This window comes from Lysobacter sp. OAE881 (assembly GCF_040546665.1).
Classification (GTDB): Bacteria; Pseudomonadota; Gammaproteobacteria; order Xanthomonadales; family Xanthomonadaceae; genus Lysobacter_J; species Lysobacter_J soli.
On the sequence record NZ_JBEPOG010000001.1, the window covers coordinates 3,070,470 to 3,085,634 of the forward strand.

11 protein-coding genes are annotated in these 15,165 nt (G+C 68.3%); 6 read left to right on the plus strand and 5 right to left on the minus strand.

The window, feature by feature from the left end:
* Positions 1-73 precede the first annotated feature (73 nt).
* From phoB to ppx, 4 genes are all read left to right on the plus strand, one after another.
* Positions 74-781, plus strand: a complete 708-nt coding sequence (phoB, locus tag ABIE51_RS14220; RefSeq protein ID WP_115842915.1) for a phosphate regulon transcriptional regulator PhoB — start codon at positions 74-76, stop codon at positions 779-781.
* A gap of 136 nt (positions 782-917) precedes the next feature.
* Positions 918-2,246 carry a phosphate regulon sensor histidine kinase PhoR gene (gene phoR, locus ABIE51_RS14225; protein WP_192631203.1) on the plus strand — a complete coding sequence of 443 codons (1,329 nt, stop codon included), beginning with the start codon at positions 918-920 and terminating at the stop codon, positions 2,244-2,246.
* Positions 2,243-4,339 carry a polyphosphate kinase 1 gene (gene ppk1, locus ABIE51_RS14230; RefSeq protein ID WP_157030699.1) on the plus strand — a complete coding sequence of 699 codons (2,097 nt, stop codon included), beginning with the start codon at positions 2,243-2,245 and terminating at the stop codon, positions 4,337-4,339. The genes phoR and ppk1 overlap by 4 nt, the downstream gene beginning before the upstream one ends.
* 90 nt (positions 4,340-4,429) lie before the next feature.
* Positions 4,430-5,959: an exopolyphosphatase gene (gene ppx, locus ABIE51_RS14235; RefSeq protein ID WP_192631204.1), complete on the plus strand. Its 1,530-nt coding sequence runs from the start codon at positions 4,430-4,432 to the stop codon at positions 5,957-5,959.
* Between the two features lie 299 nt (positions 5,960-6,258).
* On the opposite strand, the gene mdoH is transcribed toward ppx, so the two are convergent.
* Together mdoH and ABIE51_RS14245 are read right to left on the minus strand one after the other, a co-directional pair.
* Positions 6,259-8,202, minus strand: coding sequence for a glucans biosynthesis glucosyltransferase MdoH (gene mdoH, locus ABIE51_RS14240; RefSeq protein ID WP_502913308.1), 1,944 nt, complete (start codon positions 8,200-8,202; stop codon positions 6,259-6,261).
* Positions 8,190-9,722 (minus strand): OpgD/OpgG family glucan biosynthesis protein, encoded by a 1,533-nt coding sequence (locus tag ABIE51_RS14245; protein WP_192631205.1) that lies wholly within the window; start codon positions 9,720-9,722, stop codon positions 8,190-8,192. Before ABIE51_RS14245 ends, mdoH begins: the two co-directional genes overlap by 13 nt.
* A gap of 231 nt (positions 9,723-9,953) precedes the next feature.
* On the opposite strand from ABIE51_RS14245, the gene ABIE51_RS14250 reads away from it, so the two are divergent.
* Positions 9,954-11,126: a glycosyltransferase family 4 protein gene (locus tag ABIE51_RS14250; protein WP_192631206.1), complete on the plus strand. Its 1,173-nt coding sequence runs from the start codon at positions 9,954-9,956 to the stop codon at positions 11,124-11,126.
* Complete coding sequence (locus ABIE51_RS14255) at positions 11,123-11,671, plus strand: phosphatase PAP2 family protein (RefSeq protein WP_192631207.1); 549 nt, start codon at positions 11,123-11,125, stop codon at positions 11,669-11,671. Before ABIE51_RS14250 ends, ABIE51_RS14255 begins: the two co-directional genes overlap by 4 nt.
* Before the next feature lie 501 nt (positions 11,672-12,172).
* Here ABIE51_RS14255 and ABIE51_RS14260 read toward each other — a convergent pair.
* From ABIE51_RS14260 to creD, 3 genes are all read right to left on the minus strand, one after another.
* Positions 12,173-13,060 (minus strand): carbon-nitrogen hydrolase family protein, encoded by an 888-nt coding sequence (locus ABIE51_RS14260; RefSeq protein WP_192631720.1) that lies wholly within the window; start codon positions 13,058-13,060, stop codon positions 12,173-12,175.
* Positions 13,061-13,086: 26 nt separating this feature from the next.
* A complete protein-coding gene (locus ABIE51_RS14265; RefSeq protein WP_354504357.1) occupies positions 13,087-13,716 on the minus strand; it encodes a GNAT family N-acetyltransferase in 630 nt (209 codons plus the stop codon).
* Between the two features lie 94 nt (positions 13,717-13,810).
* A complete protein-coding gene (gene creD / locus ABIE51_RS14270) occupies positions 13,811-15,133 on the minus strand; it encodes a cell envelope integrity protein CreD (RefSeq protein WP_192631208.1) in 1,323 nt (440 codons plus the stop codon).
* Positions 15,134-15,165 lie beyond the last annotated feature (32 nt).

The following is a 15,165-nucleotide window of genomic DNA, read 5'->3' on the forward strand; positions in this document are numbered from 1 at the left end:
TCATGGGCCCGTCATAAAACGGTAGTGTACTGAGGCGGCTTGCCAAAGCCCCCTCCCGCTCCCCGGTGACCGCGTGCAGAAGCGCATCCTGATCGTCGAAGACGAACCCGCCATCCGCGACATGGTGTCCTTTGCCCTGCGCAAGGGCGAGTACGAGCCGGTCCATGCCGGCGACGCGCGCGAAGCGCAGGCCGCGATCGCCGACCGCGTCCCCGACCTCATCCTGCTGGACTGGATGCTGCCCGGCACCAGCGGCCTGGACCTCGCCCGCCGCTGGCGCAAGGACCAGCTCACGCGCGAAGTCCCGATCATCATGCTGACCGCCCGCGGCGAGGAAAACGACCGCGTCGGCGGGCTGGAGGCGGGCGTCGACGATTACGTCGTCAAACCCTTCTCCGCCCGCGAACTGCTGGCCCGCATCCGCGCCGTGCTGCGCCGCTCGCGCGAGGACGACGAGGACGGCAGCGTCGCGGTTGGCCCGCTGCGCATCGACGGCGCCGCGCACCGCGTGTTCGCCCATGCCGCCGAAGGCGACCAGCCGGTGCAGATCGGCCCCACCGAATACCGCCTGCTGCATTTCTTCATGACGCATCCGGAGCGCGTGTACACCCGCACGCAGCTGCTGGACCACGTCTGGGGCGGCAGCGTGTACGTGGAGGAACGCACGGTCGACGTGCACATCCGCCGCCTGCGCAAGACGCTGGAACCGCACCAGCTCGACGGCATGGTGCAGACGGTGCGGGGCGCGGGCTACCGGTTCTCCGCGTCGGTCGAAGCGTGAGGGACGGCCGTGATGCGTGACGGCTGAGTCGCGATTCGCAAAACCGCAGCAAGCCTGCGGCTACCATCCGGGCAGTAGCCGATCGGACACGTCCGTCCACCGAATCACGAATCGCCACTCACCCATCGCCCATCCCATGCCGCCCCGATCCCATTCCGCCTGGCTGCGCACCCTTGGCCAGCTCGCCCTGATCCTGGCGGGCGCGGCGGTGCTGGGGCTGGCGATCGGCTATCCGTGGCCGGTCATCACCTTCGCCGCGCTGGGCGTGGTCGCGTGGCACTACTGGCGCCTTCGCAACGTGCTGCTGCGGCTCACCGCACGGCAGCGGCTGAAGCCGCCGCTGGGCGACGGCATCTGGAACGAGCTCGATCGCCTGCTCCACCGCAGCCAGTCCGAAATGCGCGCGCGCAAGAAGCGCCTCATCGAGATGCTGCGCGCCTACCGCGCCGCCGCCGCGGCGATGCCCGACGCCATCGTCGTGGTGGAACGCAACAGCCAGCGCATCCAGTGGTTCAACCATTCGGCCAACAGCCTGCTGCAGCTGCGCTATCCGCGCGACATCGGCGCCCCGCTCGCGCAACGGCTCCAACCGTTGCAGCTGTCCCATTGGCTGGCGTCCGGGCGTAACGCCGAGACCCTGGAAATCGCTTCGCCGTGGAATCCGGCCGTCACGCTCAGCCTGCGCCTGATCCCCTACTCCGACGACCTGTGGATGCTGGTCGCGCGCGACGTCAGTCGTCTGCTGCAGCTTGAGCAGATGCGCCGCGACTTCGTCGCCAACGTGTCGCACGAGCTGCGCACGCCGTTGACGGTGGTGCACGGCTACCTCGACATGCTCGATCCGGAGGAACACCCGGACTGGGCGCCGATGCTCGCCGAGATGCAGCGCCAGTCCCAGCGCATGACGCAGCTGGTCGAAGACCTGCTGATGCTGTCGCGCCTGGAATCGCAGGACAGCCTGCCGGCCGAGGAAACCGTCGCGATGGCGCCGATGATCGCCACGCTGCGCCGAGAGGCCAACGCGTTGAGCCAGGGCCGTCACGAGGTCATCGTCGAAGACACCGCCGGCGTGGATCTGTGGGGCTCGAACAAGGAACTGCACAGCGCGTTCTCCAACCTCGTCAGCAACGCCGTGCGCTACACGCCGGCCGGCGGCACGATCCGCGTCCGTTTCCGTCGCGAAGACAAGGGCGCCGTGCTGGAAGTGATCGACAGCGGCTACGGCATTCCCGCCGCGCACCTGCCGCGCATCACCGAACGCTTCTACCGCGTCTCCACCAGCCGCTCGCGCGAGAGCGGCGGCACGGGGCTCGGGCTTTCCATCGTCAAGCACGTGCTGAACCTGCACCAGGCGCGGCTGGAGATCACCAGCGAAGTCGGTCGCGGCAGCACGTTCTCCTGCCATTTCGGCGCCGACCGCGTGCGCCCGCGCGACGAGTTCGCGCTTTCCGAGGCTTTGCCATGAACGCCGCCGCATTCGACACCGCCACCACGGTGGTCGACACCGATCCGCTGCGCGACAGCGAGCTGTACTTCAACCGCGAACTGTCGGCGCTGGATTTCAACTTCCGCGTGCTCGCGCAGGCGCAGGACCCGCAGGTGCCGCTGCTCGAACGCCTGCGCTACCTCTGCATCTCGTGCACCAACCTCGATGAATTCTTCGAGATCCGCGCCGGCACGCTGCGCCACGCGCAGGACCTGGGCGTGCCGCCGGGCCCGGACGGGCTCGCGCCGGCCACGGTGCTCGCGCACATCCACGAGCGCGCCGCGGACCTGGTGCGCTCGCAGTACGAATGCTGGAACGACGTACTGCGGCCCGCGCTCGACGATGCCGGCGTCCGCGTGATGCATCGCGACGGCTGGAGCGAGCAGCAGACGCAGTGGCTGCGCGAGTATTTCCGCGACGAGATCATGCCGGTGCTGTCGCCGCTCGGGCTCGATCCGGCGCATCCGTTCCCGAAGATCCTCAACAAGTCGCTGAACATCGTCGTGGTGCTCAAGGGCAAGGACGCGTTCGGCCGCGAGGGGCACCTGGCCATCGTGCGCGCGCCGCGTTCGCTGCCGCGCATCATCCAGATTCCCGAAGACGTCTCCGGCGGCAAGCACGACTTCGTGTTCCTCTCCGCGGTGCTCTCGGCGTTCGTCGACGAGCTCTTCCCCGGCATGCAGGTGAAGGGCGCGTACCAGTTCCGCGTCACGCGCAATTCCGAACTCATCGTCGACGAGGACGAAGTCGAGAACCTCGCGCTCGCGCTGCGCGACGAACTCGTCGGCCGCGGCTACCTGCGCGCGGTGCGGCTGGAGATCGCCGAGCAGTGCCCCGATGACATCGTGCGCACCCTGCTGGAGAACTTCGACCTCACCGAAAACGCGGTGTACCGCATCAACGGGCCGGTGAACCTCAACCGCGTCATCCAGGTCTACGACCTGGTGCAGCGCCCGGACCTGAAGTTCGTGCCGTTCCAGCCGCGCCAGCTGTCGGGCGTGGAAGCGATGTTCGACAAGATCGCCGAAGGCGACGTGCTGCTGCACCATCCCTTCGACGCGTTCACGCCGGTGCTGGAGCTGCTCAAGCAGGCGTCCGAAGACCCGAACGTGCTGGCGATCAAGCAGACGCTGTACCGCACGGGCAAGGAATCGCCGATCGTCGACAGCCTCGTGCAGGCCGCGCGCAACGGCAAGGACGTCACCGTCGTCGTCGAACTGCGCGCGCGTTTCGACGAGGAAGCGAACCTCGGCCTTGCCGACCGCCTGCAGGACGCGGGCGTGCAGGTCGTGTATGGCGTGGTCGGTTACAAGACGCACGCGAAGATGATGCTCATCGTGCGTCGCGAAGGCCGCAAGCTGCGTCGCTACGTGCACCTGGGCACGGGCAACTACCACAGCGGCACCGCGCGCGTTTACACCGACTTCGGGCTGTTCACCGCCGATGCGGACATCGGCAACGACGTGCACCTGATCTTCCAGCAGCTGTCGGGCCTGGCGCCGACGATCAAGCTCAAGCGCCTGCTGCAGTCGCCCTTCACGCTGCATGCGGGCGTGCTCAAGCGCATCGACCGCGAAACGCGCCACGCGAAGGCCGGCAAGCCCGCGCGCATCATCGCCAAGATGAATGCCCTCAATGAACCGCAGGTCGTGCGTGCGCTGTACATGGCATCGCAGGCCGGCGTCCAGGTCGACCTGATCGTGCGTGGCGCGTGCACGCTGCGCCCGGGCCTTCCGGGCATTTCCGAGAACATCCGCGTGCGCTCGATCGTCGGGCGCTTCCTCGAACACCATCGCGTGTACTGGTTCGCCAACGACGGCGATCCGGACCTGTTCTGCTCCAGCGCCGACTGGCTCGAGCGCAACCTGCTCCGACGCATCGAAACCGGCTTCCCGATCCTCGCGCCGGAACTGGCGCAGCGCGTGTACGAGGAGGCGCTGGCGAACTATCTCGCCGACAACTGCAGCGCATGGACGCTGCAGTCCGACGGCAGCTACGTGCGACTGACGCCCGCACCTGGCGATGCGCCGCATTCGGCACAGCTCTCGTTGCTCGCCAACGTCGGCGCGTAACGCGGGCGCGGCCATGGCGTGGCGCGTGAAGGCAGGGCGTGGACACCGTCCCCATTTACGGGCGCGGGGCCGACCGGGGATCATGTGCGGATGAGCGACGCCTTCCCCACCAGCAAACTGCCGCTCGTCGATGGCGACCTCCTGGCCGCCGTCGACCTTGGTTCCAACAGCTTCCACATGGTCGTGGCGCGGTACGTGCTCGGCCAGCTGCGCATCGTCGATCGCCTGCGCGAAACCGTCCGCATGGCCGAAGGCCTGGACCGCAAGGGCGGCCTGTCGCCGGAAGTGCGCCAGCGCGCGCTCGAATGCCTGGCGCGGTTCGGCCAGCGCATCCGCGACATCCCGCCGCAGCGCGTGCGCGCCATCGCGACCAACACCGTGCGCCGCCTCGCCGTGCCGCAGGCGTTCCTGATGCCGGCCGAAACCGCGCTGGGCCACGCGATCGAAGTCGTCGCCGGACGCGAGGAGGCACGCCTGATCTACCTTGGCGTCGCCCACGCGCAGCCCGCGCGCCCGGGCGAGCTGCGCCTGGTGATCGACATCGGCGGCGGTTCCACCGAATGCATCATCGGCTCGGGGTTCGAGGCGATCGAACGCGAGAGCCTGCAGCTGGGTTGCATCGCGACCACGCGCCGCTTCTTCGAGAACGGCAAGCTCTCGCGCAAGAAATGGAAGGAGGCGCTGACCGAAGTCACCGCGGAGTTCCAGCAGTTCGCCGGCACGTATCGCGCGTTGGGCTGGAACGAAGCGCTCGGCGCGTCCGGCACGAACAAGGCCATCGGCGACATCTGCGCGGCGATGAAGCTCACCAAGGGCGCGGTGACGGCCGAAGCCCTGCCCATCCTGCGTGACCGCCTGCTGCAGGCCGATCGCATCGAGGCCATCGACCTGCCGGGGCTGTCGTCGGACCGTCGCCCGGTGATCGCCGGCGGCGTGCTGATCCTGGAGGCGGCGTTCGATGCGCTCGGCCTCAAGCGCATGGCCGTGAGCAAGGCGGCGATGCGCGAAGGCGTGCTGTACGACATGCTCGGCCGCGGCGGCGCGGACGATCCGCGTGATGCGTCGGTCGCCGCGCTGATGCAGCGTTACGGCATCGACGATGGGCAGGCGCAGCGCGTGGTCGGCACCGCGCTGCGGTTGTTCGAACAGGTCGCGCAGGCGTGGTCGCTGGATGCCGACGACAGCCTCATGCTGCAGCGCGCCGCACGCCTGCACGAACTCGGCCTGGCCATCGCGCACAGCCAGTACCACGTGCACGGCGCCTACATCGTCGAGCACTCCGACATCGCGGGCTTCTCGCGCCAGCAGCAGCAGTTCCTCGCCGCGCTGGTGCGCACGCATCGCCGCAGCATCCCGAAGTCCGCATTCGATGCATTGCCAGACCGGTTGCTGACATCCGCGCGACGCCTGGCCGCGCTGCTGCGCCTGGCTGTGCTGCTGCACCGCGCGCACGAAGCCGATCCGATCCCGCAACTGGACGCGAAAGCCGACGGCAACACGCTGACCGTGTGCGTATCGCGCCGCTGGCTCGACGCCCGCCCGCTGGTGCGCGCCGACCTGGAAGGCGAGCCGGAGGACATCGCGGGACTGGGGATCGCGTTGAAGCTGGAGTTTGTTTGAGGCGGAATCCCGGTGAGCCGGGATTTGGCCTCTAGCGTCCACTCCCGGCGATAACCCCATCACCGTCGTCCCGGCGAAAGCCGGGACCCAGGCCCGTAGCGTCCTGGCATTTCCTCGACGGTAAACCATCGCACCGCCATTTCCAGCGAAAGCTGGAGTCCACTCGGCTTTGCGTTCGTTTACCGCTTCGCGCGCGAGCAACTGCGTCCGTGGAGCAGGCTTCGCGAGCGCAATCGCAGTCGCACGCCCCGACCCTCACCCCAACCCCTCTCCCGCGGGGAGAGGGGCTAAAGCGCGCCTTACAAATGCGGCTCCGGCGGCTCCACGTGCTCGGCGACCTGCGCGCGCAGTTCCGCCGCGCGCACCAGCACGGCGGGCGGCGTGTGTTCTTCGGGGATCGAGAAGATCTTCAGCTTGCGCAGGAACAGTCCGGGCCCGCGTGCCGACGTGAACGCCACGATCGGGATCGACAGCAGCAAACCCAGGATCACCGGCGCCATCCACGCCGCGAGCGACGGCGAGATCAAATACGCCACCACGCCCGCGACCACGCCGAGCAACGTCACGCCGCCGTAGCTGCGCACCAGCCCCGACAGCGGCAGCGTACCGTCGTCGCGACGCTGCGCATCCCAACCCGAGTCCTTGCCCGCCAGCACTTCGGCGACGCCGCGCGACTGCACGTACATCGTGACCGGCGCCATCAGTGCGGCCAGCAGCGTTTCCAGCAGCATGCTCAGGAACGAACGCACGATGCCGCCGCAGCCGCGTCGCGTTTCGCGGTCGAAGAACAGCGTCAGCCATCCCATGAACTTCGGCGCCAGCAGCACCGACATGGTCAGGATGAAGACCCACAGGAAGCGTTCCGGATCCTGCTCGCGCCAGTACGCCGATGGCGAGAAGCCCGGCAGCGTGAAAGCGGCCGTGCCCAGCCCTGCGTTGACCAGCGGGATCGCCAGGCCGACCAGCATCAGCATCGCCCACATGGGCGACGTGAAGTAATGGCCGATGCCCATCATCAGGTGCCAGCGGCTGACCCAATGCAAACCCTTCGCCGGCAGCACCGCGCCGTGCTGCAGGTTGCCCTGGCACCAGCGGCGGTCGCGCACGAGCATGTCGGTGAGCGACGGCGGGCCTTCCTCGTAGCTGCCGCCGAGGTTGGGCACCATGTGCAGCGCCCATCCGCCGCGGCGCATCAACGCGGCTTCGACGAAATCGTGGCTCAGCACCGTGCCGCGGAACGGCCGGGGACCGCGCAACTCCGGCAGACCGCCTTCCTCGGCGAATGCGCGCGTGCGGATGATCGCGTTGTGGCCCCAGTAATTGCTTTCGGCGCCGTGCCACCACGCGATGCCGTGCGCGATCACCGGCCCGTACACGCGTCCGGCGAACTGCTGCATGCGCGCGAACATCGTGTTGCCGTTGACGATCATCGGCAGCGTCTGCACCAGCGCGACATCGGGGTTGCGTTCCATCGCGCCGACGAGGCGCACGATGGTGTCGCCCGTCATAAGGCTGTCCGCGTCCAGGATCAGCATCTGCGGGTATGCGCCGCCGAAACGACGCACCCATTCGGCGACGTTGCCGGCCTTGCGTTCGCGATTGTCCGTGCGATGCCGGTAGAACAGTTGCGCGTGGTCGCCGATGCGATCGCGCAGCGTGCGGAACGCGCGCTCCTCGTGCGCCTGGATCGCCGGTTTCGTCGTGTCGCTGAGCACGAAGAAGTCGAAGCGGTCCATGCGACCGGTTGCCTGCAGCGACTCATGGATCGCCTGCAGGCCCGCGAGCAGGCGCTCGGGATCCTCGTTGTAGGTCGGCATCAGCAACGCGGTACGCGTCGACAGCTCGGGCAACGGGTTGTCCGACCGCAGCCCGAGCCGCGCGCGATGCCCGCCGACGATCAGCACGAAGCCGGCGAGCGCGCCCACGAAGGCCTGCGCGATCCACGCGAACAGGCCGACGAAGAGCACGAGCAGGATGCCCTCGAGCACGTCGATGCCGCCGCCGCGCAGCACCCACCAGATCTGGTAGGTCGCGATCAGCGTCAGCAGCGCGGCGCCGCCGATCACGGCCAGTCGCCGCATCGCCATGCCGCGTGGCGTCGTGGGAAGGCGCGGGTTGCGCAGCGCGCCGGCGCGCAGCGTCTGCACGGGCATCGGCAGCGGCGTTTCGGGCGGCAGCAACGGCGTCGTGTCGCCCGTCGGCAGGTCGGTCATCGTCGTGCGGACTTCCGTCACAGCGTCCACCGGTACAGCCAGGTTTCGGTGAGCGGGCCGCGTTCGTCGCCGAGCACCGCGCGCAGTTCGATGCTGCGTTCGTTGCCGGGAACGAGTTCGAAGCCCAGGCGCCAGCCGCCCGCGCCGGGATTCGGATGCGCGGTGACGTTGGCGATGCGGCCCTTCGACGCGGAAACGTCGGCCTTCACCCTGGCGTTGTCGCCCAGACCCTCAAGGCGCCCCCCGTCGAAATCGATCACCACCAGCCGCGCCTTGCCCGCGTTCTCGCCGAAGGTCAGCCCGCCGATGCGCGTGCGCGTCACGGTCGCCAGCTCCGGCTTCCAGCTGTGCTGGTCGCACCAGTGCATGCGGTAGTCGAAGCGATGCTCGCGACCGGCGGCCAGCGGCTGCTTCGGGCGCCAGAACGCGACGATGTTGTCGTGGAATTCGTCCGCGGTGGGCAGCTCGAACAGGTGCACCGCGCCCTCGCCCCACTCGCCCTGCGGTTCGATCCACAGGCTCGGGCGCTTCTCGTAATGCGCCTCGCTGTCGGCGTAATCGGCGAACGCGCGCTTGCGCTGCATCAGGCCGAAACCGCGCGGGTTGGTGTCCTCGAAGCCGCTTTCCTGCACGGTCGAGGGATTCGACAGCGGCCGCCAGATCTGCTCGCCACGGCCGTTGATCATCCCCAGGCCGTCGGAGTCGTGCACGGCGGGACGGTAATCGTCGATGCCCACGCGGTCGTTCGAATCGAACTGGAACATGCTCGTGAGCGGCGCGATGCCGACCTCGTCCAGCGCGACGCGCGGGAACAGGCGCGCCGAGGCATCGAACACCGTTTGGACGCCGGGCGTGATCGTGAAGCGGTACGCGCCGGCGACGCTGGGGCTGTCGAGCAGCGCATGCACGGTGATCTGCTTCGCACCCTTGGCCGGGCGCTCCAGCCAGAACGCCCGGAACACCGGGAATTCCTCCTGCGAACCGCCGGTCTTCAGCGCAAGGCCGCGCGCCGACAACCCGTACGCCTGGCCCTTCGCGACGGCGCGGAAGTAGCTTGCGCCGAGGAAGGCCGCGATCTCGTCGAAGTACTCAGGCTTGTTGATCGGCGCATGCAGGCGGAAGCCGGCATAGCCCAGATCGGTTTCGGTCGGCGCCTTCACGCCCTGGAAGGTGAACTGCGACGGCTTGTAGACGACCGGCGTCGCCTTGCCGTCGGCCACCTGGTAGATGTCCACGCGGTCGCGGAAGAAGAAGCCGCGGTGGAAGAACTGCGCCTGGAACGGCAGGCCTTCGGCGCGCCAGAGGGCCTGCGCCGGGTTGAAGCGGATGCTGCGGTACTCGTCGTAACCGATGCGTTCCAGCGAGGCGGGCAGCTGCTTGTTCTGCGGGACGAAAGGCTTGGCGGCGAGCGCCTGGGCCATCTTCGCCACGGTGTCGGCATCGAACGCCGCCGGCGCGCCAGCCGGCGCCCATGCGCGCGCCTGAGCGCCTCCCAACAACTCCCAGATGGGCCACGACAGGCCGGCCAGCAACACTTCGCGTCGGTGCACGCGCACTCCTTGGGGGATGTCAAAGCGGTTAATTCTAGGCAGGGAATTGTTAATCCGAGCGCGGCCGCCTCATCGGCGACATCGGGCCTTCACGCGCGTCACAACGGGTAACCGTTTTCAGTCGCGGTTTTTCGAAGGCCGCGTCATCGTCGCGTCATTCCGCTGCCATCGCCGGTTCACCGCGCGCGACCACGATTGCGCAACGGGCTTGCCCAGGCCGGGGACCGGCGCATGCGCTACGCGATCGTCAGCGAAACCTACCCGCCGGAAATCAACGGCGTGGCCCTGACCGTGCAAGGGCTCGAACACGGGCTGCGTGCCCGGGGACACGACGTCCGGCTGATACGTCCCCGCCAGACGCCGCAGGACATCGCCGCCACGCATGAAGTGCTGGTGCGCGGCGCGCCGCTGCCGCGCTATCCCGGCCTGCGGCTGGGCCTGCCGGCGACGTCGCGGTTGATCCAGACCTGGACGCAGGCGCGACCCGACGCGGTCTACGTCGCCACCGAAGGTCCGCTGGGCTGGTCGGCGCTGCGCGCGGCGCGGCGGCTCGGCATCCCCGCGGCGAGCGGCTTCCACACGCGCTTCGACGAGTACATGCGCGATTACGGTCTGCCCTTCCTCACCGGCGCTGCGCTGGCGTGGATGCGCCGCTTCCACAACGACGCCGACGCGACGCTCGTACCGACGCGCGAGCTGGTGGACTTCCTCGCCGCGCAGCGCTTCCGCAACGTCGTCCGCCTGCCGCGCGCGGTCGACACCGGGCTGTTCGACCCGCGCCGCCGCGACGATTCGCTGCGCGCGCAGTGGGGCGTCGGCGAGCGCACCCTGCTGGCGATCTACGTCGGCCGAATTGCCGCCGAGAAGAACCTCGATCTCGCCGTGCGCGCGTTCCGCCAGATCCAGAACGTGCGACCGGACGCTCGCTTCGTCTGGATCGGCGATGGCCCGGCGCGCGCGAAGCTCGAACACGAGAACCCCGACTTCATCTTCTGCGGCGTCCAGCGCGACGAAGCGCTGGCGCGCCACTTCGCGAGCGGCGACCTGTTCGTCTTCCCGAGCCTGAGCGAAACCTTCGGCAACGTCACGCTGGAAGCGCTCGCCAGCGGCGTGCCGACGGTGGCCTTCGATTACGGCGCCGCGCGCGAATACCTGCGCGACGGCATCCACGGCGCGGCGGTCGCACCGAACGACGAAGCCGGCTTCATCGCCCAATGCGTGCGCATCGCCGCCGACGACGCGATGCGCGAAACCATGCGCGACGCGGCCCGGCAGGCGGTGATCGCGCTGCGTCCGGAACAGGTCAGCACCGATTTCGACGCGTTGCTCCAGCAGCTCGTCGATGCGCGCCGCGAACGCGCGGCCGGCACCCTCGCCACGGCGGCAGAACGGGAGGCGTCATGAACCGTCACACCCTGCAGAAGCGTTTCGCAGCCGGCGATTCCGGCTGGTGCCTGCGCGCGAACCGCTGGGGCGAACGCGGCCGTTCGCGTTCGTACTTCGCAGCGGTGAGCCGCCTCGGCGATGGCGTGTTCTGGTACGTGCTGATGGGCGTGCTGATCGTCGTGGACGGGCTGGACGGCCTTGCGGCGTCAGCACATCTGGCGGCGACGGGCGTGATCGCGCTGACGCTCTACAAGCTGCTCAAACGCTGGACGCGCCGCCCGCGCCCGTTCGCCTCCGACCGCCGCATCCACGCATGGGTCGCGCCGCTGGACGAGTTCTCGTTCCCGTCGGGCCACACGCTGCACGCGGTGGCCTTCAGCCTCGTCGGGATGGCGCACTACCCGATGCTGGCGTGGGTGCTGGTGCCGTTCACGGCAAGCGTGGCGGCCTCGCGCGTCGTACTGGGGCTGCACTATCCGAGCGACGTGCTGGCCGCGACGGTGATCGGGTCGGGGCTGGCGGGGCTTTCATTGTGGGTGGTGCCGGGGGTGACGTTGTTCTGACGGCTGCGCGATGGACGCGGTCGGTATCCCAATTCGCGCCACACGCGTGTCCCACATCCCTTGATCCATCCGCGTCATCCCGGCGAAAGCCGGGACCCAGGCCCGTGCCGTTCGGGCACTCCCGACGCGGAAAACAACATCTCGTCGTTCCAGCGAAAGCTGGAACCCATTTTGATCTTGCCTTTGCGATCTACGGGAATACGAAAATCAAGAGCTTCCGCTCGTAAACGAGCGGGTTACTTTTGTTTCGGCAAAAGTAACCAAAACCATTCGCTCCTGACGCGAGCCGCCGCTACGCGGCGGTTCCCTCCGCTCCTCACTGGAAAGGGAGCGCCGCGCGAACTCGCTCCGCTGCACTTCGCTCAAACAGCGCGCGGCTCTTCGTCCCTTTCCAGCTCCGGTGCTCGGCTCGCTTTAAGTCGCTGGACGATCAAGAGCAAGCGAGAGCAAGAGCGAGCAACAGCAGCAAGATCAACAGCAGCGCATACGCAGCGCTGCACCCTACGCCGCCGCCCGCACCACCTTCGCCCTCGCGACACTGGGGAAATACTGCGCGGCCCAGTCACGGTCGTTCGATACCTGCGCATGCGCGCGGCTGTCTTCCAGCGCACCGAAGTCCAATGTCGCTACCGCCCAATGCTGGTCGCCGCGCGTCTGGACGACCATGCCGTCGTGCGGCAGGCCGACGTCCATGGGCGCGATCAACGCGGCCTCGCCGGTGTTGACGTCGAGCGCGGGGCTCCACGGCGCTTCGCCGGCGGTGACGGACTGCGCGACGAAGCAGCGGTTCTCCAGCGCGCGCGCCAGGCAGCCCACGCGCACGCGCGTGGCGCCAGCATCGGTGTCGGTGCAGCTCGGGACGATCAGCAGTCGCGCGCCCGCCTCGCACTGCGCGCGCACCGGCAGCGGGAATTCGCTGTCGTAGCAGACCGACACCGCGCTGCGCACGCCATCGGTCTCGAAGACCTTGAGTTCATCGCCGGATTCGATCACGCCCGTGCGCTTCTCGAAGCCCGTCAGGCGCAGCTTGTCCTGCCACACGTGCGCGCCGTCCGGTGCGAAGGCGTAGCTGCGGTTGCGATAGCGCCCGCGCCCGGTGTCGAGCAGGAACGTGCCGGCCACCACGTGCATTGCGCGCTCGCGCGACAGACGCGAGAACAGGTCGACGAACGCACCGTGATGGCGCTGCGTCGCGGCGAGGGAGGCATGAAGGTCGCCGCTGATGGTGGTGTCGAACGTCGCCGCCAGTTCCAGCGACAGGTATTCCGGCAAGACGGCGATGCGCGCGCCGAGGGCCTTCGCTTCGTCCAGCCACTGCGCCTGCTTGCGCGCGAAAGCGTCGAAATCCGCCGGCGCGTCTATCGTGTATTTCGCCACGGCCACCTTCAGGGCCGCCGGGGCTTCGTGCGGATGGGTCATCGGGTGCGCTCCAGGGGTCGCAGCCAGAACGTAAGGGTGTGGTCGGTTTCGCCTTCCTGTCCGATCTCCCGCCACGGCAGGCGCGCGCGAAGTTCGGGGCGCGGACGGTAGCCGCGCTTGTTCCAGAACGCCTCGTTACCGCGGTGGAAGGCAGGCCGCCGCGGGTGCGAGGGCTCGCGGTCGACGGCGCAGAACGCGGTCCAGCCGTAGTCGCCGTAACTGCGTGCATGGGCTTCGCGTTCGTCGAAGAAGCGGTGCCCGATGCCCTTTCCGCGATAGGCCGGCAACAGCACCGATTCGCCGCAATAGAACACATCGGTGATCGGGATCGAGGTATGCGTGAAGGGTTCGGTGAACTCATCCGATTCGTCCGCCAGCGGCAGGCCCGTGGACGCGCCAACGACCATGTCGCCATCGAAGGCGAGCGCCGCGACGCTGCGCGGCGAGCGCAGGTAGGTTTTCAGGTATTCGGCTTCGTACTCCTCGTCGCCGTCGTACAGGTACGGCCAGTCGCGGAAGACCGCGATGCGCAACGCAGCCAAGTGGCCCAGCCAGGGTTCGATCGCGAGCCCGTTGTAGCAGCGGATTTCGACCGGGCGTGCGGTAAAGGCGGGTTTGACGTCCATGACATACATGTTAGGGCCCCTGGCGACGGCGAGGATGACGAGACGGGCACGACGAAGGCGGCCGCGAAGATCCTTCCTTCGCGGCCGCGCTCATTCAGGCCTGACGCACCGCCGGGCGCGCACCGGCCACCTGGTACCAGTCCACCTTGCGGGTCACCACCATCACGGTTGCCAGGACCAGGAACAGCAGGCCGGCGCCGAGCACCAGCGCGTTGTCCTCCGACACGAGCAACCCGTACAGCGCGGCATAGAGCGTTGCCAGCATCGCAGCGAAGCCCAGACCGCGTGCGGTGCTGCGCAGCACGGCGCTGAGGTAGAAGCCCAGCAGCCCGATGCACGCGACGCTGGCAGCCAGGTAGGCATACAGGAAGCGGATGTGCTCGCTCAGGCTCACCAGCAGCAGGAAAAAGATCGCCAGCGCCAGGCCGACCAGGCCGTACTGGATCGGGTGGATAGGCAACTGCTTGATGAGTTCGAACAGGAAGAACCCGACGAACGTCAGCACGACGAACAGCAGGCCGTACTTGGTCGCACGATCGGCCTGCGTGTAGATGTCGACCGGATCGATGAGCGACACGCTGACGCCCTCCTCGCGCGCAAGTTCGGCCAGCGAGGAGCCGGCGAGGAACTTGCCCTGTGCGTTGCTCGCAACCGACGCGATGTCCCAGTCGGCACGGAACCCGCGCGCGTCGGCGTCCTGTCGCGGCGAGGTGCCGGAGAAACTGGGGTGCTGCCAGCTCGAGTCGAGCGCGAACCGGTTCCTGCGGCCCATCGGCACCAGCGAGAGCGTTTCGGTGCCGCCGAGCACGACGTCCAGTTCGGTCGACAGGTCCAGCGTCTGCCCGGCGCGCGGGGCATCCAGCCGCACGTGCAGGCCGGAGCCATCACGTGCGCCCTGCCCTTCCAGCAGCGGCAGCTCGGCGCCATTCACGCGCAGCACCGGCGTGGAACGCAGGCCGCGGACGTCGGCGACGCCGTAGCTCAGCCACGGCCGGCCGATCTGCCGCGCCGCGGGGTCGCCTTCATTCGGGATCACCGCGTTGAAGCGTGCCGTCGCCTTGCCCTTCCATTCGTAGACGCGCACCTCGTGCAGCCCGCGCTTGCGCGTGTCGGGCACGAGCGTCCCGCGCACGTCCAGCGCGGTCGGGAAGAACACCCACTGCGAGGTCTTCGCGCGCCGCACCTTGCGCACGACGTTGAACTGGTCGGCCTCCTCGACCTCGACCTCTTCGGTATACGGCACCACCAGCACCGGCCCGGCGAACGACTGCGCGCCGGCGTAACTGCGCGAGATGTCGGCCACCGCCTGCGCGCGATACATCTGCCGGTCGCTGATGACGCCGCGAATCATCAGCAGGGGGATGAGGATCGCGATGGTCATCGCGGCAACGAAACCGATCTTGAGGAACAACCGCATGGTCCAGCTCCGTGGAATGGGGAACGGTCGGG